Here is a 22,790-nt window from a genome sequence, read left to right on the forward strand (position 1 = left end):
ACTATTAACGTTTATTTGACATATATTTAACAACCTACAGGAGAAAAAAAGCCATGAGCCAAATACATAAACACCCTATTCCCGCTACTATTGCGGAACGTTGCCTGATTAACCCGGAACAGTACCAGGCGCAGTATCAGCAGTCCGTCACCGATCCTGATGCCTTCTGGGGCGAGCAGGGCAAAATCCTTGACTGGATGAAACCCTACACGCGCGTGAAAAACACCTCATTCGCGCCGGGCAATATTTCGATTAAATGGTACGAAGACGGCACGCTGAACCTCGCCGCTAACTGCCTCGATCGCCATCTGGCGGAGCGCGGCGACCAGACGGCCATCGTCTGGGAGGGCGATGACGCCAGCCAGAGCAAAAACATCACTTATCGCGAGCTACACCGCGATGTCTGCCGCTTTGCCAACGTCCTGCTCGATCTCGGCATTAAAAAGGGCGATGTTGTCGCTATCTATATGCCGATGGTGCCGGAAGCGGCGGTGGCCATGCTGGCCTGCGCCCGCATCGGCGCTATCCATTCGGTGATTTTCGGCGGCTTCTCGCCGGAAGCGGTCGCCGGACGTATTATCGATTCAAACTCCCGCCTGGTGATCACCGCTGATGAAGGGCTGCGCGCCGGTCGCGCGATCCCGCTGAAGAAGAACGTCGATGACGCGCTGAAGAATCCGAACGTCAAAAGTATCGAAAACGTGGTGGTGCTCAAGCGTACCGGCGGCAAAATCGACTGGCAGGAAGGGCGCGACCTGTGGTGGAGCGATCTGATTGAGAAAGCCAGCGCGGAACACCAGCCTGAAGAGATGAACGCCGAAGATCCGCTGTTCATCCTGTATACCTCCGGTTCCACCGGTAAGCCAAAAGGCGTGCTGCACACCACCGGCGGCTACCTGGTCTATGCGGCCTCGACTTTTAAATACGTGTTCGACTACCATCCGGGCGACATCTACTGGTGTACCGCCGACGTCGGCTGGGTCACCGGTCACAGCTACCTGCTGTACGGCCCGCTGGCCTGCGGCGCGACGACGCTGATGTTCGAAGGCGTACCGAACTGGCCGACCCCGGCGCGCATGTGCCAGGTGGTGGATAAGCATCAGGTCAACATTCTTTATACCGCCCCTACGGCGATCCGCGCGCTGATGGCGGAAGGCGATAAGGCTATCGAAGGTACCGACCGCTCTTCCCTGCGCATACTCGGCTCCGTCGGCGAACCGATTAACCCGGAAGCCTGGGAGTGGTACTGGAAGAAAATCGGCAACGAGAAGTGCCCGGTGATGGACACCTGGTGGCAGACCGAAACCGGCGGCTTTATGATCACCCCGCTGCCCGGCGCCATCGAGCTAAAAGCCGGCTCCGCCACGCGTCCCTTCTTCGGCGTCCAGCCGGTGCTGGTAGATAATGAAGGCACGCCGCTGGAAGGTGCGACCGAGGGCAACCTGGCGATCGCGGACTCCTGGCCGGGTCAGGCGCGCACGCTTTTTGGCGACCACGAACGCTTCGAGCAGACCTATTTTTCCACTTTTAAAAATATGTACTTCAGCGGCGACGGCGCGCGCCGTGACGAAGATGGCTACTACTGGATCACCGGTCGCGTCGATGACGTGCTGAACGTTTCCGGCCACCGTCTGGGTACCGCCGAAATTGAATCGGCGCTGGTGTCGCATCCGAAAATCGCCGAAGCGGCGGTGGTCGGCATTCCGCATAACATTAAGGGCCAGGCCATCTATGCCTACGTGACCCTCAACCATGGCGAAGAACCGACGCCGGAGCTCTACGCCGAGGTACGCAACTGGGTACGTAAAGAGATCGGACCGCTGGCGACGCCGGACGTGCTGCACTGGACCGATTCCTTACCGAAAACCCGTTCGGGCAAAATTATGCGCCGTATTCTGCGCAAAATTGCCGCGGGCGATACCAGTAATCTCGGCGATACCTCAACGCTTGCCGATCCGGGCGTGGTGGAAAAACTGCTCGAAGAGAAGCAGGCCATCGCGATGCCATCGTAAACCAACCGATCCCCTACACCCTCTCCCCTTCGGGGGAGAGGACATAAATACATACTCCCGAAGGATTTCAGGTAGCAGGAATGCGGTAAACAGGCTGATTCCCGACAGTTAGCTGCCGGGCGGATGAGTGTTGCCGACGACCGGCGCGTGAATGACAAAAGGGAACCTCTGGAGACGCTACGATGAACGATCAGATTTGTCAGCGGATAGAAAATAGTGCGCATTTTAAGGAGCTTGTTGCAGCCCGGCAAAGGTTTGCCGCCATCCTGTCACTGATTATGCTGGTGATATATGTGGGCTTTATTCTGCTTATCGCCTTCGCCCCTGGCTGGCTGGGCACACCGCTGCATGCGGGCACCAGCGTCACCCGGGGTATTCCGATTGGTATCGGCGTGATCGTTATCTCTTTCGTATTAACCGGAATATACGTCTGGCGGGCAAATGGTGAATTTGATCGGCTGACGAAGAGCATTCTCAGCGAGGTTAAAGCATCATGAAGAAAGTCCTGACGGCGCTCGCCGCCACGCTCCCTTTTACCGCCAATGCCGCGGATGCTATCACCGGCGCGGTACAGCGCCAGCCGACCAACTGGCAGGCGATTATCATGTTCCTGATATTCGTCGCCCTGACGCTCTATATCACTTACTGGGCGTCAAAACGCGTACGTTCGCGCAGCGATTACTACACCGCGGGCGGCAATATCACCGGTTTCCAGAACGGGCTGGCGATTGCCGGCGACTTTATGTCAGCGGCCTCGTTCCTCGGCATTTCCGCGCTGGTTTACACCTCCGGCTACGACGGGCTGATCTACTCGCTCGGTTTCCTCGTCGGCTGGCCGATCATTTTATTCCTGATCGCCGAACGCCTGCGTAACCTCGGGCGCTATACGTTTGCGGACGTGGCGTCCTATCGTCTTAAACAGGGGCCGATTCGCACCCTCTCCGCCTGCGGTTCGCTGGTGGTGGTGGCGCTCTATCTGATCGCCCAGATGGTCGGCGCGGGTAAGCTTATCCAGCTGCTGTTCGGCCTCAACTACCACATTGCGGTCGTCCTGGTCGGCGTGCTGATGGTGCTCTACGTGCTCTTTGGCGGCATGCTCGCCACCACCTGGGTGCAGATTATCAAAGCGGTCCTGCTGCTTTTCGGCGCCAGCTTTATGGCCTTTATGGTGATGAAGCACGTCGGCTTCAGCTTCAATAATCTGTTCAGCGAAGCGATGGCGGTCCACCCGAAAGGCGCAGCGATTATGAGCCCAGGGGGACTGGTGAAAGACCCGATATCGGCGCTGTCGCTCGGCCTCGGGCTGATGTTCGGTACCGCGGGCCTGCCGCATATTCTGATGCGTTTCTTCACCGTAAGCGACGCTAAAGAAGCGCGTAAGAGCGTGTTTTACGCCACCGGTTTTATGGGTTACTTCTATATTCTGACCTTTATCATCGGCTTCGGCGCGATCATGCTGGTGGGGGCGAATCCAGCGTTCAAAGATGCGGCCGGTCAGCTTATTGGCGGCAACAACATGGCGGCGGTGCATCTGGCGGACGCGGTCGGCGGCAATCTGTTCCTCGGCTTTATCTCGGCCGTCGCCTTCGCTACCATTCTGGCGGTGGTGGCCGGTTTAACGCTGGCGGGCGCTTCGGCGGTCTCTCACGACCTGTACGCGAACGTGTTCCGTAAAGGCGCGACCGAACGTCAGGAGCTGAAGGTCTCGAAGATTACCGTGCTGATCCTTGGCGTAGTGGCGATTCTGCTGGGCATTCTGTTCGAGAATCAGAACATCGCCTTTATGGTCGGCCTGGCGTTCTCCATCGCCGCCAGCTGTAACTTCCCGATTATCCTGCTGTCGATGTACTGGTCGAAGCTGACCACCCGCGGGGCGATGATTGGCGGCTGGCTGGGTCTGCTGACCGCGGTGATACTGATGGTCCTCGGCCCAACAATCTGGGTACAGATCCTCGGTCACGAGAAGGCGATATTCCCGTATGAATATCCGGCACTGTTCTCTATCGCCGTTGCCTTCATCGGTATCTGGTTCTTCTCCGCCACCGATAATTCCGCGGAAGGATCGCGCGAGCGCGAGCTGTTCCGCGCCCAGTTTATCCGTTCGCAGACCGGGATTGGTATCGAGAAAGGTCAGGCGCATTAATCACACCGGTTCCCCGGCCCGATGGTCGGGGAACGCTTTACTCTAATTATAGCTAAAGGTTATCGTTCCGCTGGCATTGGCCGTTCCCGGTGTTATTTCAGAGCCGGTTTTATAATAGTTAGTCGAAAATACCAGCGGGTTCGATGCCGCAGCTCCACCGGTGTTAGCAGGATCGGCGAATATCGTATAACCAGCCTCTGCGCCGGGATTCGTCACCGTCGTTCTGTTGACGGCATCGAAGACCCTGTATGTAGAATTGTTTACGGATAGCGGCGCGCCGTTGATATTCAACTGCACCCCCACGCCGGTCGCGACATTGTCGCCAGGCGTTAACGCAATCACGGTATGATCAGGGTTATCACCTTCCGCTTCTGTCGCCGTAATACGCATCGTCACGTTGGTTCCTGGCTCGCAGCTCAGGGTAAGCGTTTGCTGAGCAAAACCGGCTTTAGCAGAGAGATTGAACGCGTTCGAGTTAACTGAGCCCATCGGAAAATTCAGCGCGGTTGTGCTCGCTGTACAGCCCATCGGCGTCAGCTGGATTTTTGTCGTACCGCTCACGTGCAGTTGGGAAATAACCATCAACTTATTGTCATCTCTAATCGAAACCGATGAGACGGGATCCTTCAATGTCAGGGCGCTATTGCTGGCTATCGCTCCGCCAGTAGCAACCAGCTGCAGCTGATATTTTGGCGTATAATTTGTGCTGGCCCAACTATCAAGAAATCCAGTTGGTTTTCCCAAATACATATCTGCATCACCGATATAATGTTGGCTATAATCGGCATTAAAATCATCAGAATCGCCATTATATTCCCCGGTAATATTTAACCACACTTTTACCCGCAGACCGATACCTGGTACGTTAGTCGAATATATTCCATCGCTAACAGATGAGACGATATTCCCGGAAGACCATGCAAATTGAGCGTATATATTCCCTTGACAGTTAAGCACGCTGGTTTGCGAACGCGTTATTTGCCCTGAATCATAAAGAATCGTTCCTGCCGAGTAGCTTCCCGCATTAATCAATATTTTTTCAGGTAGATTCGTCATCGACACATCGCCATAATTAGTGCCCGTATCGCATGACCAGCCATAAATAGGGAAGCCTAACGCCAGTAGTAATAAAATAGTCTTAAACATATCTTTCCCTGCACGTTATGCATTATTTGTAAGACACATTAAATGTCGCGGCATAAATTACGCCCCCGGCAGTTATCTGGCCATAGGGGGTATACATTCTGGCAATCATGTCAAAAGTGTGACCGCCCTCGCCGTCACTGAATGTGTAGATATATTGATCACCTGGCCCCAGAGACTTTGAATCCTTGAGGCTAAATAGCTGTAAACCAACGCCTTTCGCTCCGCTACTATCGGTCTGGGCATTTTTATATATCATTGAATAAGTACTATCATACCCCGAGCCGCTGAAGGTAATAGTGACCGAGGCTGTACCTTGAGCGCAATTTTCAAACTGAAGATAAACAGGGACGTTTTCGCTATTAGCGCCCGCTTTTCCGGTCATATGTTGATAAGATACCGTACCTAAGTCGATATTTTCAGACGGTTTTATCGACACCTCACAGGAGGGTTCTTCTATCGTGCCGGTAACATTAAAATTCACGGTGCTATTGGCATCATAGGCCCAGGCCGCAGCGCTCACGCAGAGCTGAATAGTACAGCATAATACCAAAAGAGCGATATTCCTCGCCCGTGAAGCGTACTTCATTCCCGCCGTTAAAATAGGGTGTCTATTCATAGATTACTCATCGACAGTTCGCCTGATAAAAAATAATATCGTCGGTTGATTTATTGCCTGAAAAATCATAATTAAAACGGCATTGGGAATTCTGTTCATCGCCCCATTTCACCAACATGCGGCCTTTTTCTGGTAGACCCGTCAGATAGACCTGCCCGGCATCACCCACAATAGCGCTTCTGCTCTCTTTAGCATCCTGGCTTTCATCACTCAGTGAAACGATCGCGCCAAAAGGCACTTCTTTGTTACCAAAGCGCAGGGTCATCATTGCCTTATAGCCAATCCAAGTATCATATTTAACCTTGACGATAGCGTTACGCGTCGGTACCACCGTTCTGACGATGTTATCAATTTCCGCTCCTGAGACCTGCTGCTCATCAAGGGAGAGACTATTTTCGTGATAGGGCCGGACAAAAGGCACGACAGCGTATCCGGCGGAATCGGTCATGACGTTGGTCTGGCCGCGTACCGCCACATCGCTGACGCCGGGGGCTTCAATCAGCGCCACGCTCTCTCCAAGATAACGGGATAGCGTTATTCCACCGGAGTGCGCGAGCATCCCGCCGCGCAGCGAGTAATTATAGTGAGAGCTATAGCTGTCATAGCCATATCCGGCGGCCACCTCGCCTTTAGACCCCTGGTAGTTCAGGCTGACGTTGCCTGAGGTGCTCTTGTCGCTGGCGTTGTACCCTTCCTGCACATTCCAGTTCAGAGATCGGTCCGCAAAAGCCGCGCCGCTCAAACCAAGGCTGTGGGTAGTGTCCCCCATCCGGCTGCTGTTCATGTTGTAGTTGGCTGAGGTATTCGCGCCAAACGGTACGCTCACCGTGAGCGAGATAATATTATCGCTGGATGGCGAACTGTCGCTGTTCTGGCTGGAGCTTTGCACATTTCGGTTATAGGAGTAGTTGATGAAATATGACACCTGCCCAAGGGTATTGCTGTAACTGACACCCAGTGACTCCATACGTGAATCATCCCAGTAAGACTCGCTTACCAGCGACAGGGAGAGTGAACCAAAGCCTGAGAGAATCTGCGAGGCCGAGGCGTCAAAGCGATTTTTCGTCCGCCCGTTTGATGAACAACAGCTGCTATTAGCTGTCGCGTTATCGATGAAATTCTGCAAAGAGTAATAACCATGCGTTGAATAGCGATACCCTGCGACGGAAAAGTTGGTTCCCGTTAATGGAAAGTCTTTACTAAACCGCACGCGGTAAGACTGCCCCTCGCTGGAAGAGGTTTTATCCGCTTCCGGGTTTTCTTTTATCTCAGCCCAGGACTGGGAAGCATCAAATGAGAGCGCGCCGACAGAACCCAGATTAAACCCGGCCCCCAGCAGCGCATTGCTATATTTATCTTCCAGCTGCTGAAAACCACCGTACAGCGTGACGTTGCTCAATGCCCCCCAGGCGACGGTAGACTGCAGGAAATTGAATTCTTTTCCGCCTGAGCTTCCGGAGCGAGTTTTCCCGCTGCTGAAAGCATATTCTACCTGCCCCTCTCGCTGCAGAATCGCCAGCGAGGCAAAAGGCACAACAAAGCTCTGTTCACTACCATCAGATTCTTTCACCTTAACAAAGAGATCGCCCGCGCTCCCGGTGGGGTAAAGGTCGTTTATCTCGAATGCTCCAGGAGAGACCGTGGTTTTATAGATGCTGTATCCGTTCTGATAGACCGTAACGTCCGCCGTAGTACGGGCGATCCCTTTTATCACGGGAGCAAAACCATTCATGCTGTCCGGCAGCATCTCTTTATCAGAGTTCAACTGCAAACCGCTGAAGCTAATGCTGTCAAAGATGCCTGATGAAGTATAAGTCTGCCCTAATATCAGTTGGCCTTTCAGGGCATGGATATCGCGAGAAATATAGCTATAGACGGAGTCCCACTGGTTGCCGTCCTCATTATGATTAAGGGTACTGTAATTGCGTAAACGCCACGGCCCTACGTTCAGCCCCGGCTGCAAGCTGACAAACTGGCTGGATGTCGATTCACCACCGTGCCGCGGATCGGTTTTTTGCCCGGAAATGTTGTAATTTAGCAGCCCGGCAGTGATACCCTGCTGCCACAGGCTTTCCGGGACGTAACCCTGCGGACGGTGCCGCAGGGCGACCTGCGGTAATGTAAAATCGATTCGCTGGCGTGGAAGCAAGACCGAGGTCTCCCATCCCGGGATCGCAGACAATTTTGCGCATTCAGAGCCCGCCACCGTGAGCGCAGGGTAGTCTTCAACTTTAATCGACCAATCTTTCAGGTGCGCTACGCTGATACAAGGCTGAGCAGAAGCGCCATCACCTTCATTTTGCGGCTTAAAAACGATAGATTCAGAGGTAATAAATTTTTCGTTAATATAGACATCGAGGTTATATTTACCGGGAGGCACGCTTGCCTGGGAAATATAGGATAAATCTACGACTGATGCGCCGGTTTCATTGACTTCAAGTAAGTGGGGATTAAAATATTCCCCAGCGGAAGTCGATAACGGAAATGCGCCAAGACAGCAGAGGATGGCGACATAGCTGCTTTTCAAGAAAAATGCATGATTCCATCTTACGTTATTGGATGATGGCGGTATATTTCGGCCCTGACATACCATAATCATTGATCACACTCCATGTGACTTCTCTTTTCCCAGACGAAGTTGCACTTGCTACCGGTATTTTTATTGTTGAATAAGGAGCGACAAACCACGCCTCAGGTAGCGCCTTGCCATTAATATAAATTGCGGAGAAATTCATATATAATGGAGAGTTATTTTTCACCTTGATTTCTCTTCCTTCACTGGACCACTGCAGTTTTTCAGAGAAATTTTCCGGAATCGCGTTTTTTAGGGCTGCGGGCCGATAAATAAGCTTAATCCGGGAATTAATTGCAAATTGCACCATGTTTTTGTCTGGTTCGTTGTCCATGGCCGGAATCCCTTTAACGTTGAGCCAAAACATAGATTCCCGATCTTCCGGTAGGGGTTTACCCGAGCGGAGAATGCGAACAAACCCCTGCTCGCCCGCTTTCAATCTGAACAGAGGGGGGGTAGTAATAAATGAATCTTTCGCAGGTGAGGTATCATCAACGATAGAGATCCAGGATTGCACTATATTTGTTACATTATCTTTATTTTGAACAGATACCGTCGTGGTCTTTTTTGTTCCATCGAAAATAACTCGCGTACCGCCAACGACCACGCTCGCCTGCGATACTGAAATGCAGAAAAAAAATAAGACAAAGCATAATAATCTGTTCATAACCGTGTCCAAACAGGGAAAGCAGTTGCTTTCCCTTTATGTATTTATCACTTAATCAATAATAGGTGACGTTATAAGTTACTGTTGTACTTACCGGACCTTTAGTTGGGTCGGCGGCGCCAGACTTAGCCATTTTTACGGTAAACGGAACGGTGGCTTCGCCAGTGGAAATATCCACATCAGAACCTTCGGTATTGTTCTTCTGTAAATTTCCGGCGTTATCAAAAATAGCGACAGCAACATTGGTAGCTGGAGACACTGAAGCCTGGTTTTTAAAATAATCACTATTGTAAGAATCTGCTTCACCACCAAAGGTAATTTTGGCTTTAGTCAGTGCACCAGCATCCGTAGGGCAGCCGGTCAAAGTGAAAGAGAAACTCTTTGCTGCGCTATAGGTGTTAGCTTTTAAATCTGCTACCGAAACAGTGCCCATTTCAATAGCTGTAACGCCATTATCGATAGTAGCGGTACAAGTCGTATCGGCAACGGTTCCGGTGAACTTTATGGTGTTATCCGCATGAGACATTGCAACCAGAGAGCATCCTGCAGATAAGGCCAGGATTTTAGCTAACGTTTTCACATTGGTTTTCATTTGTATTCCCCTATTTATCCAGATGAACAATCAATCCATCAATTGTTTATGGGCATATATTAGCGAATGAGATTGGATACCAACTTAACTACCGCCGGTATATTTTAGGGGAATGAATCGCTTGCATTATATTCACTAAAATACAAGAGCTTTACTTCCACATGAATCCATTCATTAATAAAAGCTCACAGCCCAAATATAACTCAACGCAGGGAAATCCTCAAGAATGAGATAAGGTGTCCTTCAGGATCATAAATAGTTCACATTAATAACCATTAAATATAATTTAAAAATAATCAAATAAAATCAGGTGATTATAAATCTCATATATTCACATAAAAAATATCACAATTAATATAAATTCAAATAACAAATAAATGCCTTCAAAAATGACACATTTAGTTACAAATAAAACGTAAAGTCATTAAGAATATTCGTGAACACATTTAAGAATAAAACACCAGCGCATCCAAATGCTATCATCCACGCAACTGATTGAATTATTACCGCTAAAAGAAAAATAACGCATAGTGCTAAACTTCGTCATTAGAAGCATTCAAAAAATCACCCCTCATCAGGCTCATCTGCCAAAAAGAGCTCAATGATGTCAGAACAGCGCCCAGCGTACCAACGGCGCCGCCAGCACCATGACTACCCCGGAAAGCATCATCACCAGGCTGGCGATGACGCCCTCCTGCGGCCCCAGTTCATAAGAACGCGCGGTACCAGCGCCGTGCGATGCCGCGCCAAACCCTGCCCCTTTGGCCATCCCCTCGCGGATAGAAAGACGCAGAAACAGCACATCGCCCACCGCCATGCCAAATACCCCGGTAACCACGACAAACAGAGCGACTAAATCAGGCTGGCCGCCCAGCGGTTTGGCTGCCGCCAGCGCGAAGGGCGTGGTAACCGAACGTACCGCCAGGCTGCGCTGGATCTCATCGGGCAAGGTAAACAGTCGCGCCAGCCACACCGAACTGGTGACCGCGACAACCGATGCGGTCGTCACTCCGGCAGTCAGCGACATCCAGTGGCGCTTAATGATCGCCAGATTGTCATACACCGGTACGGCAAAAGCGATCGTCGCCGGCCCCAGAAGCCACAGCAGCCAGTGGGCCTCTCCCATATAGCATTGATAAGAGATATGACCGAAAATCAGCAATATGACCAGCAGAATCGGGGTAAAAACTAGCGGCATCAAGGGCAGTTTATGGAAGCGACGATAAAGCCGCTTGTTGGAAAAATAGAGGCCCAGCGTGACCAGAAGACACAGGACGCTTAGCTGAAAATCACTCATGTTTCATCCTGCTCACTTCATAGCGATATACTTTATCAACCACCCACGCCGTTGCGCCCAGCACCATCATGGTACTTAAGCCAATCACCAGAAAGATGCGCCAGCCATCAACCATCAGCAACTGCGCGTAGTTAACGACCGCCACCACCGCCGGCACGAAAAACAGCAGCATCTCCGCCAACAGCCAGCGGGCGCCGGCCCGTACCCAGTTTAGGGGGATAATGCGGCAAACAATCAGCGCCAGCAGCATCAGCATGCCGACCAGATTCGCCGGAAGCGGCAGATGCAGCCAGTTAACTAAATATTCAGCGCAGACAAACAGTCCGGCGTAGATCAGGACCTGAACCGGTACCTGCAGGCGTTGCATAATACAAGGCGTCACGCGAGCCAGCGCAAAGGCCATGAGCGGCATTCCATAAAAAGAAGACAGGCGGGCAGTATAGAGAGCCGCCAGCCCCGGCAGAAATGAATTAAAATCATCACAGGTATAGTCTCAGGGAATAATTATGGATATTCGAACGCTGCGCTATTTCGTCGAGGTCGTTCGCCAGCAAAGCTTTACCCGCGCGGCGGAAAAACTATTCGTCACGCAACCCACCATCAGCAAAATGCTAAAAAATCTGGAAGATGAGCTGAGCTGCACCCTGCTGATCCGCGACGGGCGCAGGCTGCTGCTGACCGATACCGGAAGGGTGGTTTTCGAGCGCGGGCAGGCTATTCTTGGCGAATTTCATCAGCTGGAGTCGGAGCTAAGCGATATAAATCATCTGCATAAAGGCGTGCTGCGCCTCGGCATCCCACCGATGGTCGGGATGCTGATGGCTGAACCAATTAGCCGCTTTCGCCAGCGCTATGCGGGCGTCGAGCTGAAAATCGCCGAATTTGGCGGGCTGACCGTGCAGCAAGCGGTAAGCAACGGCGAGCTGGATTTAGCCATGACGGCGCTCCCGGTTGACGAGGCCAGCGGCCTGACCACGCTATCTCTGTTCAGCCATCCGCTCTGCGTGCTGACGCCGAGGACGGCGCAGTGGGAAAGCATTGCGTCATTGTCGCCAGAAGCGCTCGCCGCGTATCCGCTGGTGATTTACAACGAGGATTTCGCCCTCAGCCAGCAGCTGATGCGGCTATTTGCTCAACATGACGTCAAGCCGCGCATCGCCGTGCGCAGCGGACAGTGGGATTTTCTGGCCGCCATGGTGCAGACAGGGATTGGCGTTGCGATTTTGCCGGAACCGATTTGCCAGCGTCTCGACCCGCGGAGCTTTTGCTGGATCCCATTACAGAGCGAGCTGCGCTGGGAGCTGGGAATGATTTGGCGGGAAGGCGTGTATATGTCGCACAGCGCGCGGGCGTGGCTGGAATGTAGTAAGGCATTTTGGTTGAGCGACGATATCGCTGGATAGATCTTGTGGGAAGCATACCTTTCGCCAAAAGCTCGGCAGGTATGCTGCGCTAGCCTGCCTTTATCCGATTCGAATAACGGGTTTAATGGTTTTCCCACACTCGCTATCGTGAGCAGCCTGGTTAATCTCCTCGAAGGGATAAAAACGTATCAGCTTATCAATGGGGAAACGCCCTTGCACATACAGCTCAACCAGCTGCGGGATAAATATATCCGGGATGCTGTCGCCCTCAACGATGCCGCGCAATACCTTGCAGTTTTGCATCACATCATTCATATCCAGCGCGAACGTGGTCCCGGTTTTTGAGGCGCCGACAATACCGCACATACCACGTGGGCGTAGCGCCTCAACGGCGGCGCGGACAATCTCAGGCCGCCCGGTAGACTCCAGGCTAAAGTCAACGCCATCGCCAGTGATATGCCGGATAGCTTCAACGGGATCTTCTTTCTTACTGTTAATCACATGCGTTGCACCCAGCTCACGCGCTAATGCCAGGCGCTCCTCAACCACGTCAATGACGATGATAGTTGTTGCCCCGGCGACGTAGGCAGCCATGACGCCGCTTAATCCCACCGTTCCGCCGCCAAAGGCGGCAAAAGAGCTTCCGGCTGCTACTTTTAATGCATTCAACACCGCTCCGGCGCCGGTCTGGATACCGCAACCCAACGGCCCGAGCAGCTCCAGCGGCGCATCCGGGCGAACCTTAACAAGATTACGCTGATCGACCACGGAGAACGCGGCGAAAGATGACTGGCCGAAAAAGCGATCGTGCAGCGTTTGGTTGCCATGGTGGCATAGCGCATGGCTGCCATCACTACGCTGGCCGGAAAAATTCAGGGCATTAAAGTTTTGACAACTGGCCGGCACGCCCTCAAGACAAGGACGGCAAGCGCCGCAGGATAAAAACGTCAGTACGACATGATCGCCGGGGACCACTTTTTGTACTTCCGCCCCGACGGCCTCCACCACTCCTGCCCCTTCATGGCCCAGCACGATAGGCTGCGGGATCGGATAGAGCCGATCGCGGGCAACCATATCGGTATGGCACATCCCCGTCGCCACGATACGAACAACGACCTCATGAGGCTGAAGCGAATTTAACTGGACGGTTTCCAGTTCAAAAGGGCCGCCCGGCTGACGGACAACGGCAGCCTTAAACGATCCCGGTAAAGCGCAATGCTCGGTCATACAATCTCCTTAATTAACCTTCCCCAAAGCCAGAAGAGAACGCGTCGTCATCTCTGGCATACCACCGCCAGCAACAAGGCGGCGGCCGCCAGTCAGGTATTATTTCCCGAGAATGACGTCAACCAGCACCGAACGCTTCTGAGTACGAATAATATTGACGGCTTCCTCCAGGGTATCGAGTAAGTCCTCAGCGCGATCTACCTTCATCGCGACCGCGCGGCTTGATGCAGCGATAGCCGCCAGATCGGGCGATAACGTAAATGATGTCGCCGGAACCTTATCCATTTTCGCCGCATAGCCGTCCGGATATAGCGCCAGCGTTCCACCGGCCACCGCGCCCCATCCGGCGTTATTGCCAACGACAACCAGCACGGGAAGCTTCATTACCTCGGCAATGTGATGGCATACCGCGGGATTGGAAAACAGATAAGAACCATCGCCAACGGCGGCGATCACTAATTCATCGCGATTGGCTAGCTGTAATCCCAGGGCGATAGGGAATGCTTCACCCAGTCCGCCGGAGAGCGCTTCCTGATAATAGCTTTCCGGCTGAATGAAGTTGGCGAACTGCGGTAATGTGGTTAATTCAGATGTGATTTTACCGTTGTATTTATTAGCCAGCGCTCCCAGACAATAGCTTAACCATGGCTTGCCGATAGGCCCTGCGTTTGCGGAATCAACAACGTTATCTCTTGTGGTTCTTTCTTTTTTATTATGCGCAGCGACATGGGAATAGCGCTCCTCGACGCTCGCGCTTTTCTCCGCCAGATAAGGCTTTAATGCATTATCCAGTAATTTGAATATCGTATCCGTTTCACCAGCCAGGTTAACATCAGATTGATACCCGCGAACCGGGTAGCCTGAGAAGAGCGGGTCGGGACCAATTTGAATAACCTTGCAGTCCGGATTAACGTTCATACTCTCAATCATCCAGGGCGCCTGCGAGTCAATGACGATGACCACATCCGCTTTTGACAACCAGTAAGCTGGCTCATTGCCGGCATACATCGGATGGGCAGCGGAAATGGTCACCTCGGTCCCCCAATATTCCACCACCGGAATCGCCCACTGTTCGACGAAGGTGCTAATCAGGTCGAAGGCTTGCCGGGTCCTTGCGCCTCTTTGCGAGAAGATAACCGGGTGCCTGGCGTTGGCAATCAGCGTGGCAGCCATTGACAGCGAGTCCGGAGCCGGGGAAAAACTTATCGGCTGCTGGGAGGGCCGGCAGTTCAGGGCGGCCGAGTCGGTGGCAAAAGTTTCGCACAAAGGCTCGCGTGGCAAGCTTAAATAAACCGGTCCTTTGGGCAAAGAGTTCGCAATCGCCCAGGCGCGATCGACATGTTCCCCGGCCTGATCGGCATAACGCAATTCAAAATCCCATTTAACCGATTCACGAACCAGCGCGGCCTGATCGCGCATTTCCTGGCCATAGCCGATAGGCGTATTCCGGCAGCCGAAATGAGAATGTTCACTGATGGGCGTGCGCCCGCCAAAAATGATTACCGGTATATTACTATTGGCAAGATTAATAATCCCGCATGCGGCATTAGCCAACCCGACATTCGTATGCACCATCACAGCTTGCACTTTACCGGTTGCCAGATAGTATCCATGGGCCATGCCAATCGCGGCGTTTTCATGCGGGCAAACAACAAATTCAGGAACCAAACACCCTTCGCTTTTTAAGCGAGAGTAGGCCTCAACCATCGGCGGATAATCCGTTCCTGAATTGATAAAGATGAATTCAATGCCAAGCGCCTGCAAACGATATAATATCATTTCCGCGGCAGATATATTAATTAATTGCATATTCTCACCTGATTATTCTATCTGCATAATTAAAAGGTTAACAGGATGAATCCACCCATGGTCAGGATCGAGGCAATAATACTCAACGCCATGGTCGAGGCCATTTCTTGTTCACCCGTTTTATATTGCATTGCAATAATGATAGCAATCGATCCCACTGGAATAGCCATCGTCAATACGACTTCTTTAATTTGCTCCATTGAGAAACCAAGGCCGACCAGCGCGAAATAACATAGTCCGGGAACGATAATATTTCTGGCTATAACGGTAATAATAGTAGGCAGCGTAATCACTACACTACGCGCATAGAGCACAATACCCGCCGAGAACAGCGCCAGTCCCCCGGTTGCTTTACCCAATAATCCTAACGACATGGCCACGGTCTCGGGAATATGGATATCCATTATCACGAGAATAAGAGCCAGAACCGGCGACCAGACTACCGGCTGTTTAATAGCATTAATCACGCTAGAGATAAACGATGTATTATTTTTGTCGCCGGAAGCATACGACATTAATATCATAACCAGCGGAAGTTGAAAAACGTTTTGCGTAATGCTTGATACCGTAATCAGCGATGCGCTTACCGTGCCAAATAAAAAAGCCAGCACCGATGTCCCAATAAAAGGAACGGCAGGAGAACCAATCGCCAGCGCCTGCAGCGTGCTTAAAGAGAGATCCCGCCTGCAGATATAACGCGCAACAAGCAATGGAATTAAAAAACTTACAATTAGCGCAACGATAATCGCGGCGGCAACGGGCCCCATATTCATAACAATACTACGCGGGGTCATCACCATATTACTAAAAATACTAAGGGGGAGAGCATAGAGCATGACGAGTTTATTTATCGCGCCAGCCTGCTCCCAAGCAAAATCTTTTCTCTTACCGCTGATGTAACCAAGCAAAACGGTTACTATTACAGGTAAGATGGCACCAAGAATTAAGAGAATACTGTTATTTGTCATAGTGTCATTTCTCTTCAGAACCGATTTTCAGGTATATGTGATTTAAAACCGAACAGATTAAAACTCTTACTAAGGACTCCTTCCCGCTATCGCCATGATACTTCCCTCGCAGGCACACATTGTATTCTTACGCGTCAGGCATGAATATAAGATTACAATGAGCAATTAATTAGTTTAATGAATAATTACCCATCACTTTCAGGAAAATTTATTTTCTTGATGCTGTCTACATAATTTTCATTGATAGTAATATAGAATAAAATTGATATACAATGCGAAAACGTACCGTTTAATGAGTATTTGACATGTCTATAAAAATGAAGCAAATACAGGCATTTATCATGGTATCCTCAGAGGGTAACCTCACTCTTGCGGCAAGCAAACTTGGAATAACGCAATCTGGCCTGAGCCGACTGTTATCCGGCCTTGAGTCAGATTTGAATGCCACGCTATTTGAACGGCATAAGCATGGGGTCTCACTGAGCGAGCTGGGCACGGCCTTTTTACCTCATGCCATTACCTTAATGAACACCGAGCGAAAAGCGCGCCAGGAACTGGATCTTATTAATGGTTCAGGGAAAGGAATAGTCAGAGCCGGCTGCGTATCCAGTTTTCTATCCAGCCATTTTATCGAGAAAGTAAACAACTTCCATCAGGCCTTTCCTGATATTTATATTAAGATCCAGGATCGCATAGATTCAGAGCTTTTTAAATCATTATTAACTCATGACATCGATATCGCCATATGCGGCCCGTTGCCGCATAATGATAAAATCATCGAGCGTGGAAAAATAAACTTCACGGATAGCATACAGATTATTTCGCGTAGCAACCATCCGTTACAGGGCAAAAAAAACTTGAAATTACAGGATACTGAAGAATATTCGTGGATTATGCCGCCAAACGATAGTACCCCTATGCAGATATTAACCGAAGTCTATCATGATAATAACATGACGCCGCCAAAACCGATTATCGAATGCTCTTCATCATCCGCGATAAAATCCCTCATATGCAACAGTGATTTATTAACCTCGATGCCAGCCCCGATATATCACCTCGAACTTACCGCCGGCCTAATTAAACCGCTAGCAATTGAAAATACCATTTTCATAAGAGATTTCTTTATTTATACTCATTTTGGCATTCTTTCTGAAACCTCTAAAAAATTCATCCAGTTTCTAAAAAGATAACGCCTTTATTTTATTCACTACTCTGCAATTACGCAGATCTTCTAATCTGCCAGGCACTCCCTTTCTTCGCACCGGCAAATAAAATCCGTGATGATAGCGTACATAATGTGCGGGCTCATCGGCTAGCGCATCGTGAAATCCCGGTTCCCCGAGCGGCGAAGGCCATCGGGGAACCGGGAAAAGTTTAGCGATCTTCGATTAACAGGGCTTCCAGCAGGTCGAGGTCGTGCAGCAGCTTTTGCAGCGTCTCGTTACTGATCTGCCGGGTAGCGCGCAGGTGGTACAGCTCCCCGCGTTCTGAGCGCAGCGCCGCCAGACGGAACCGGCGTTCGAGGCTCTCTTCCAGCATCGAGGTTTCAACATCGTTGCGCCCATCGGCGCGACGACGCAGGTTACCAATGACCCTGGAACTGACCTCGGTCAGCAGCTGATTATCGATATTCTCTTTGGTATCCGCAGCCAGGCGCTCTTCCATTTTCTGAATCGCGACAATCGCCACATCCGCGGTTGCCGCCCGCGCCAGACGCTCCTCTTTGCGCTGCTGGACATGATCGCTCGACTCGATATGCCGCAGCAGAATCGGCAGCACAATCACGCCGACGAACAGCGAGAACAGAATCACCCCGGCGGCGAGGAACACCAGCTCATAGCGCGCCGGGAAGACGTTGCCGTCCGGCAGCAGCAGGGGAATCGACAGCACGCCGGCAAGGGTAATCGCCCCGCGGACGCCGGCGACGGAGGAGATCAGCAGCTCGCGCGTGGTCCAGGAGCCGAACTCCATCGGTTTCTTTTTCAGGAAACGCTGGCTGAGTTTGCGCATCGTCCACAGCCAGCCAAAACGCACCAGCATCAGAGCGGCATAAATCAGGATGATATCGGTAAACAGCATCCAGGTTTCGACGTTGGGATCCGCTTCCGCGGCCACCAGCGAAGTGGAGAGAATATCCGGCAGCTGCAGGCCCAACAGCAGGAAGACCATGCCGTTAAACACGAACTCCAGCATCGCCCAGGTGCTGTTGGCGCGCAGGCGCATCGCCAGCGGCGCGCTGCGCATCACCCCGGAACGCGTGATGGTCATCCCCGCCGCGACCGCCGCCAGGATTCCGGAAAAGCCGATATGCTCGGCGATCAGGTAAGAAGCGAACGGCAGCAGGAACAGCAGCACAATTTGCGTCGCCGGTTCATCGCCGCCCCAGCGGCTGAGGAAGCGCATCGAGCGCCCGTACAGCCAGCTGACCACGAAGCCCGCGAGAATACCGCCGACAGCCACCTTGAAAAACTCCACCGTCGCGCCGCCGACGGTAAAGACCATCGTGCCCATCGCCACCGCAACGGCAAACTTCAAGGAGACCAGGCCGGAGGCATCGTTCATCAGCGCCTCGCCCTGCAAAATCCCCATAATTTTTTTCGGGATGCGCCCTTCGCCGACAATCCCGGACAGCGCCACGGCATCCGTTGGCGACAGTACCGCCGCCAGAGCAAAAGCCGGAATCAGCGGAATACCCGGAACGATCCAGTAGATGAGGTAGCCAATACCGACCACCGTCACCACCACCAGCGCTAGCGCCAGACCGAAAATTTCTCGCCCATGCTCAATGAACTCGCGGGTCGGCGTCTTCCAGCCGTCGGCAAAAAGCAGCGGCGGAATGAACAGAACCAGAAAGAGTTCAGGGTCGAATTCGACATGCAATCCGAAGGTAGGCCAGGCCAACAGCGCGCCGATGCCGATTTGGATTAAGGGGAGTGGAACCTGAAAGGGCAGTACGCGTGTAACCACCCCGGAGAGAGAGACCACGAGGGTCATGATGAGTATGGTAAAGAATATTTCCATGTGTTCCCTGTTTGCTGCGTTTCTTTTTTTACATCTGAGGCGTCATGTCTCGGCATAATACGCTACTCAGATTAACGCAAAAGGAAACAGGATGTGGCTTAAAAATTAAGCGGGCGGCCAAAGCCGCCCGTTGTTAGCAGGAAAAGTTAAATCGCCCAACCGCCAGCGTAGAAGATAACCAACGCCGCGGCGATGATCACCGTACCCAGGTTTAGCTTACGCCATTCGCCGGACACCAGTCGTCCAATCACCAGCGCCGCAAAGCCGATCATGATACCGGTCACGATGTTGCAGGTCAGCACGATAAAGACCGCGGTAATCAGGCCCGCCATCGCGTCGACGAAGTCGTTGAAATCGATTTTCGCCACATTGCTCAGCATCAGCAGGCCGACGTACATCAGCGCCGGAGCGGTGGCATATGCCGGAACCAGATAGGAGAGCGGCGAGAGGAACAGGATCAGCAGGAACAGCACGCCAACGGTCACTGCCGTCAGGCCGGTTTTGCCGCCCGCCGCCGTACCGGCAGCCGATTCGATATACACCGCCGCCGGCGCCGCGCCCACCAGGCCGGAGAAAACGCTGCTCAGGGAGTCGGTGGTCAGCGCTTTGCCGCCGTTAATAATTTGCCCGTCTTTATCCAGCAGGTTCGCCTGACCGGCCACCGCGCGGATAGTACCGGTGGCGTCAAACACCGCGGTCATCACCAGCGCAAGCACGCTTGGCAGCACGACCGGGTTCAGCGCGCCCACGATATCCAGGCTACCGATCAGCGAGTTGCCTTTATCGTCGCTCAGCGACGGCATGGCGAAAATCCCGGTGAAGTGGACGTTAGGATCGAAGATCAGGCCGATAATCGAGACGCCGATAATCGTCAGCAGGATACCGCCCGGTACTTTCAGTTTTTCAAGGCCGATAATCACCGCCAGCCCGATCAGCGACATAATCACCGGGAAGCTGTCAAAATGACCCAGCGCCACCGGCAGACCATCCAGCGGGTTTTTGATAACCAGGCCCACGCCGTTGGCGGCAATCAGCAGCAGGAACAGGCCGATACCAATCCCGGTGCCGTGCGCCACGCCCTGCGGCAGGTTACGCAGGATCCAGCTACGAATACCGGTTGCGGAAATCACCGTAAACAGCACGCCCATCAGAAAGACCGCGCCCAGCGCGACCGGAATGCTGATCTGCTGACCCAGCACCAGGCTGAAGGCGGTAAACGCGGTCAGCGAGATGGCGCAGCCAATCGCCAGCGGCAGGTTCGCCCACAGGCCCATCACCAGCGAGCCGACGCCGGCAACCAGACAGGTGGAGACAAATACCGCTGCCGGCGGGAAACCCGCTTTACCGAGCATACCCGGCACCACGATGACGGAATAGACCATCGCCAGAAAGGTGGTAAGACCGGCAACGATTTCCTGACGCACGGTGCTGCCGCGAGCAGAAATTTTAAACCAGGCGTCCAATGAACCGCCGGTACGCGCAGAAGGCGTAGACATAGAAAACTTCCCCTGAGAATTTTTATCGTTCGTCTGGATGCGTGGTGGACCATCCACTGCCAGTTAAACGCGATCTCCTTGTGCTACATCGCAGCGCCAGGGGCTGTGAAAAGCAAACGTTTAACTCCGCGCATCCAATACGGTGTGAAGAATGACTTTGCTCCCCCCTGTTAGCAGAGGAAATGATGAGCAAAATAAAAAGGCAAACGATTATCCAGCCTTTAGACGGGCCTTTTCAACTGAAGTTTGTCGTATTTCGCTAAATTTCGCTTATGACGTTCAGGAAATAACCAGCCGATGCGCAAACGTTATCGTCCATGCGCAATCCGGTAACATTTTTGTATTGCGCTGATAGCAATTTTCGTCGGTCATCGGCTTTAGTAATAGTTTACTCGCCGGGTAAGGTAAACGGCCCCCCGCGCTCAATCGCCTTCTGCCAGGCCGGGCGCTGCTCTACGCGCTGAACCCACTGCGTCAGATGCGGTAAATCATCCACGCCGCCGCGCGCCAGCAGCGCCATCGCCGGAAAGCTCATCTGAATATCGGCCATACTTAGCTCCGCGCCGGCAAACCAGCGCTGGCGGGAAAGGTGCGCCTCAATAAAGCGGGCATGGGTTTCCAGCTGACGGTTAAGCCACGCCTTTTGCACCCCTTTGCCCAACGCATTGCCCAACGTGCGCATGCCAAACGGCACCGGGGGTTTACCCAGGCTGGCAAATACCAGCTTCATCAGCAGCAGGGGCATTAGCGAACCCTCGGCGTAGTGCAGCCAAAAACGATATTGCAGCTTATCTTCCACCGACTCGGGCTTTAAGCGCCGGGCGCTATCATAGGTTTCCTGTAAATACTCCAGAATGGCGCCGGATTCCGCCAGAATATGGCCGTTATCCTCGACAACCGGCGATTTGCCCAGCGGATGAACGCTTTTTAATTCCGCCGGGGCGAGCATATCCTTTCCCCGCTGATAAGAGACAACCTGATAAGGCAGCTGCAGCTCTTCCAGCGCCCATAATACGCGCTGCGATCGTGACTGATTGAGATGATGTACCGTTAACATGGGCCTCTCCCGCTGTTTGTTCAAATTAACTATAGGAACAGGCGGCGAATGACGGGAATTTTTCGGCAAACGGAAGAGGCAAATTCAGAGAAAAGAGCCACACTTAAAGTGTCGGCGCAAACCGGAACCTCCATCAAAGATTGCGTAATACTGAGGTGAGCCGACGTCGGGGGAAACCCTCCTGCGTACCAGCGGGATAGAGCGAAAGACCAAGACCGGAAAACAACTAAAGCGCCCTGTTGTGGCGCTTTAGTTTTTTTAGTCATCTTCCAACAATCGCGCGCCGGTCCCCTCTTCGCCCAGCTTATCGCCCGGGTTGCGTAACGGACAGTCGCGGCGCGACAGACAGCCGCAGCCGATGCAGCCGTCGAGCTGATCGCGCAGCGCGGTCAGGGTATGGATGCGCCGGTCCAGCTCTTCCCGCCACTGGGACGACAGCATCTTCCACTCTTTAGCGCTGAGGTTATGCCCTTCCGGCAGTACGCCGAACGCGTCGCCGATGGTTGCCAGCGGGATACCAATACGTTGCGCAATCTTAATGATCGCCACAGCGCGCAGGACGTCGCGCCGGTAGCGCCGCTGATTGCCCGCGTTGCGCTGGCTGTGGATCAGCCCTTTGCTTTCATAAAAGTGCAGCGCGGAGACGGCCACGCCGGTTCGTTTTGCCACTTCGCCGGGCGTCAGCAGCATTTTGATGCGGGGTGATTTCTTTTCCATAAAGCGCTTTACCTCAAGTTAACTTGAGGAATTATACTCGCCCGCAGACAAAACGACGAATCGAGAATTGAGAGAGGCCGCTT

The 22,790-nt window shown here is 52.6% G+C and carries 19 protein-coding genes; 5 read left to right on the forward strand and 14 right to left on the reverse strand.

Features of this window, described 5'->3' with window-relative positions:
- The first annotated feature begins 53 nt into the window (after positions 1 to 53).
- The 3 genes from acs (at position 54) to actP (ending at position 4,155) form a co-directional block, all read left to right on the forward strand.
- Positions 54 to 2,012 carry an acetate--CoA ligase gene (acs, locus tag ACE3MN_RS24760; RefSeq protein ID WP_004137496.1) on the forward strand — a complete coding sequence of 653 codons (1,959 nt, stop codon included), beginning with the start codon at positions 54 to 56 and terminating at the stop codon, positions 2,010 to 2,012.
- A gap of 182 nt (positions 2,013 to 2,194) precedes the next feature.
- Positions 2,195 to 2,509 (forward strand): DUF485 domain-containing protein, encoded by a 315-nt coding sequence (locus ACE3MN_RS24765; protein WP_004127871.1) that lies wholly within the window; start codon positions 2,195 to 2,197, stop codon positions 2,507 to 2,509.
- Positions 2,506 to 4,155, forward strand: coding sequence for a cation/acetate symporter ActP (actP, locus tag ACE3MN_RS24770; RefSeq protein ID WP_004137497.1), 1,650 nt, complete (start codon positions 2,506 to 2,508; stop codon positions 4,153 to 4,155). The genes ACE3MN_RS24765 and actP overlap by 4 nt, the downstream gene beginning before the upstream one ends.
- Positions 4,156 to 4,197: 42 nt before the next feature.
- On the opposite strand, the gene ACE3MN_RS24775 is transcribed toward actP, so the two are convergent.
- The 7 genes from ACE3MN_RS24775 to ACE3MN_RS24805 all read right to left on the reverse strand — a co-directional run bounded on the left by ACE3MN_RS24775 (position 4,198) and on the right by ACE3MN_RS24805 (position 11,448).
- Positions 4,198 to 5,301, reverse strand: a complete 1,104-nt coding sequence (locus tag ACE3MN_RS24775) for a type 1 fimbrial protein (RefSeq protein ID WP_102649971.1) — start codon at positions 5,299 to 5,301, stop codon at positions 4,198 to 4,200.
- A gap of 22 nt (positions 5,302 to 5,323) precedes the next feature.
- A complete protein-coding gene (locus tag ACE3MN_RS24780; protein ID WP_374754962.1) occupies positions 5,324 to 5,887 on the reverse strand; it encodes a fimbrial protein in 564 nt (187 codons plus the stop codon).
- A 37-nt stretch (positions 5,888 to 5,924) separates the two neighbouring features.
- Positions 5,925 to 8,516 carry a fimbria/pilus outer membrane usher protein gene (locus ACE3MN_RS24785; protein ID WP_102649973.1) on the reverse strand — a complete coding sequence of 864 codons (2,592 nt, stop codon included), beginning with the start codon at positions 8,514 to 8,516 and terminating at the stop codon, positions 5,925 to 5,927.
- On the reverse strand, positions 8,470 to 9,156 hold the full coding sequence (locus ACE3MN_RS24790; protein WP_049089215.1) for a fimbrial assembly chaperone: 687 nt from the start codon (positions 9,154 to 9,156) through the stop codon (positions 8,470 to 8,472). Before ACE3MN_RS24790 ends, ACE3MN_RS24785 begins: the two co-directional genes overlap by 47 nt.
- 55 nt (positions 9,157 to 9,211) lie before the next feature.
- Complete coding sequence (locus ACE3MN_RS24795; RefSeq protein WP_004137506.1) at positions 9,212 to 9,748, reverse strand: fimbrial protein; 537 nt, start codon at positions 9,746 to 9,748, stop codon at positions 9,212 to 9,214.
- Between the two features lie 607 nt (positions 9,749 to 10,355).
- Positions 10,356 to 11,045 carry an LrgB family protein gene (locus ACE3MN_RS24800; RefSeq protein WP_024360202.1) on the reverse strand — a complete coding sequence of 230 codons (690 nt, stop codon included), beginning with the start codon at positions 11,043 to 11,045 and terminating at the stop codon, positions 10,356 to 10,358.
- A complete protein-coding gene (locus tag ACE3MN_RS24805; RefSeq protein WP_049087473.1) occupies positions 11,038 to 11,448 on the reverse strand; it encodes a CidA/LrgA family protein in 411 nt (136 codons plus the stop codon). Before ACE3MN_RS24805 ends, ACE3MN_RS24800 begins: the two co-directional genes overlap by 8 nt.
- A gap of 103 nt (positions 11,449 to 11,551) precedes the next feature.
- On the opposite strand from ACE3MN_RS24805, the gene ACE3MN_RS24810 reads away from it, so the two are divergent.
- Positions 11,552 to 12,448, forward strand: coding sequence for a LysR family transcriptional regulator (locus ACE3MN_RS24810; RefSeq protein WP_049087472.1), 897 nt, complete (start codon positions 11,552 to 11,554; stop codon positions 12,446 to 12,448).
- Positions 12,449 to 12,508: 60 nt separating this feature from the next.
- Here ACE3MN_RS24810 and ACE3MN_RS24815 read toward each other — a convergent pair whose 3' ends face one another.
- The 3 genes from ACE3MN_RS24815 to ACE3MN_RS24825 all read right to left on the reverse strand — a co-directional run bounded on the left by ACE3MN_RS24815 (position 12,509) and on the right by ACE3MN_RS24825 (position 16,413).
- Complete coding sequence (locus ACE3MN_RS24815) at positions 12,509 to 13,636, reverse strand: NAD(P)-dependent alcohol dehydrogenase (RefSeq protein WP_024360199.1); 1,128 nt, start codon at positions 13,634 to 13,636, stop codon at positions 12,509 to 12,511.
- A gap of 99 nt (positions 13,637 to 13,735) precedes the next feature.
- Entirely contained in the window at positions 13,736 to 15,445 is a 1,710-nt protein-coding gene (locus ACE3MN_RS24820; protein ID WP_102649975.1) for a thiamine pyrophosphate-requiring protein, read from the reverse strand.
- A 29-nt stretch (positions 15,446 to 15,474) separates the two neighbouring features.
- Positions 15,475 to 16,413: an AEC family transporter gene (locus tag ACE3MN_RS24825; RefSeq protein WP_049087469.1), complete on the reverse strand. Its 939-nt coding sequence runs from the start codon at positions 16,411 to 16,413 to the stop codon at positions 15,475 to 15,477.
- Between the two features lie 305 nt (positions 16,414 to 16,718).
- On the opposite strand from ACE3MN_RS24825, the gene ACE3MN_RS24830 reads away from it, so the two are divergent.
- Positions 16,719 to 17,606, forward strand: coding sequence for a LysR family transcriptional regulator (locus tag ACE3MN_RS24830; RefSeq protein ID WP_024360197.1), 888 nt, complete (start codon positions 16,719 to 16,721; stop codon positions 17,604 to 17,606).
- Between the two features lie 184 nt (positions 17,607 to 17,790).
- On the opposite strand, the gene ACE3MN_RS24835 is transcribed toward ACE3MN_RS24830, so the two are convergent.
- From ACE3MN_RS24835 to soxR, 4 genes are all read right to left on the reverse strand, one after another.
- Positions 17,791 to 19,437: a Na+/H+ antiporter gene (locus ACE3MN_RS24835; protein ID WP_004137520.1), complete on the reverse strand. Its 1,647-nt coding sequence runs from the start codon at positions 19,435 to 19,437 to the stop codon at positions 17,791 to 17,793.
- A gap of 146 nt (positions 19,438 to 19,583) precedes the next feature.
- Positions 19,584 to 20,933, reverse strand: coding sequence for an NCS2 family permease (locus ACE3MN_RS24840; RefSeq protein WP_024360196.1), 1,350 nt, complete (start codon positions 20,931 to 20,933; stop codon positions 19,584 to 19,586).
- Between the two features lie 388 nt (positions 20,934 to 21,321).
- Positions 21,322 to 21,990, reverse strand: coding sequence for a glutathione S-transferase family protein (locus ACE3MN_RS24845; protein ID WP_004137527.1), 669 nt, complete (start codon positions 21,988 to 21,990; stop codon positions 21,322 to 21,324).
- 258 nt (positions 21,991 to 22,248) lie between these two features.
- A complete protein-coding gene (soxR, locus tag ACE3MN_RS24850) occupies positions 22,249 to 22,707 on the reverse strand; it encodes a redox-sensitive transcriptional activator SoxR (protein ID WP_004097815.1) in 459 nt (152 codons plus the stop codon).
- Positions 22,708 to 22,790: the final 83 nt, after the last annotated feature.

Source organism: Klebsiella grimontii (genome assembly GCF_042137965.1).
GTDB classification, from domain to species: Bacteria; Pseudomonadota; Gammaproteobacteria; order Enterobacterales; family Enterobacteriaceae; genus Klebsiella; species Klebsiella grimontii.

Bases quoted from the DNA above. Each gene is read 5' to 3' on its own strand.
- ACE3MN_RS24835 (WP_004137520.1), bottom strand. From the start codon at position 19,437: ATGGAAATATTCTTTACCATACTCATCATGACCCTCGTGGTCTCTCTC.
- ACE3MN_RS24840 (WP_024360196.1), bottom strand. From the start codon at position 20,933: ATGTCTACGCCTTCTGCGCGTACCGGCGGTTCATTGGACGCCTGGTTT.
- acs (WP_004137496.1), top strand. From the start codon at position 54: ATGAGCCAAATACATAAACACCCTATTCCCGCTACTATTGCGGAACGT.
- ACE3MN_RS24790 (WP_049089215.1), bottom strand. From the start codon at position 9,156: ATGAACAGATTATTATGCTTTGTCTTATTTTTTTTCTGCATTTCAGTA.
- ACE3MN_RS24815 (WP_024360199.1), bottom strand. From the start codon at position 13,636: ATGACCGAGCATTGCGCTTTACCGGGATCGTTTAAGGCTGCCGTTGTC.
- ACE3MN_RS24785 (WP_102649973.1), bottom strand. From the start codon at position 8,516: ATGATTATGGTATGTCAGGGCCGAAATATACCGCCATCATCCAATAAC.
- ACE3MN_RS24820 (WP_102649975.1), bottom strand. From the start codon at position 15,445: ATGCAATTAATTAATATATCTGCCGCGGAAATGATATTATATCGTTTG.
- ACE3MN_RS24775 (WP_102649971.1), bottom strand. From the start codon at position 5,301: ATGTTTAAGACTATTTTATTACTACTGGCGTTAGGCTTCCCTATTTAT.
- ACE3MN_RS24805 (WP_049087473.1), bottom strand. From the start codon at position 11,448: ATGGCCTTTGCGCTGGCTCGCGTGACGCCTTGTATTATGCAACGCCTG.
- ACE3MN_RS24825 (WP_049087469.1), bottom strand. From the start codon at position 16,413: ATGACAAATAACAGTATTCTCTTAATTCTTGGTGCCATCTTACCTGTA.
- actP (WP_004137497.1), top strand. From the start codon at position 2,506: ATGAAGAAAGTCCTGACGGCGCTCGCCGCCACGCTCCCTTTTACCGCC.
- ACE3MN_RS24830 (WP_024360197.1), top strand. From the start codon at position 16,719: ATGTCTATAAAAATGAAGCAAATACAGGCATTTATCATGGTATCCTCA.
- ACE3MN_RS24810 (WP_049087472.1), top strand. From the start codon at position 11,552: ATGGATATTCGAACGCTGCGCTATTTCGTCGAGGTCGTTCGCCAGCAA.
- ACE3MN_RS24800 (WP_024360202.1), bottom strand. From the start codon at position 11,045: ATGAGTGATTTTCAGCTAAGCGTCCTGTGTCTTCTGGTCACGCTGGGC.
- ACE3MN_RS24795 (WP_004137506.1), bottom strand. From the start codon at position 9,748: ATGAAAACCAATGTGAAAACGTTAGCTAAAATCCTGGCCTTATCTGCA.
- ACE3MN_RS24765 (WP_004127871.1), top strand. From the start codon at position 2,195: ATGAACGATCAGATTTGTCAGCGGATAGAAAATAGTGCGCATTTTAAG.
- soxR (WP_004097815.1), bottom strand. From the start codon at position 22,707: ATGGAAAAGAAATCACCCCGCATCAAAATGCTGCTGACGCCCGGCGAA.
- ACE3MN_RS24780 (WP_374754962.1), bottom strand. From the start codon at position 5,887: ATGAAGTACGCTTCACGGGCGAGGAATATCGCTCTTTTGGTATTATGC.
- ACE3MN_RS24845 (WP_004137527.1), bottom strand. From the start codon at position 21,990: ATGTTAACGGTACATCATCTCAATCAGTCACGATCGCAGCGCGTATTA.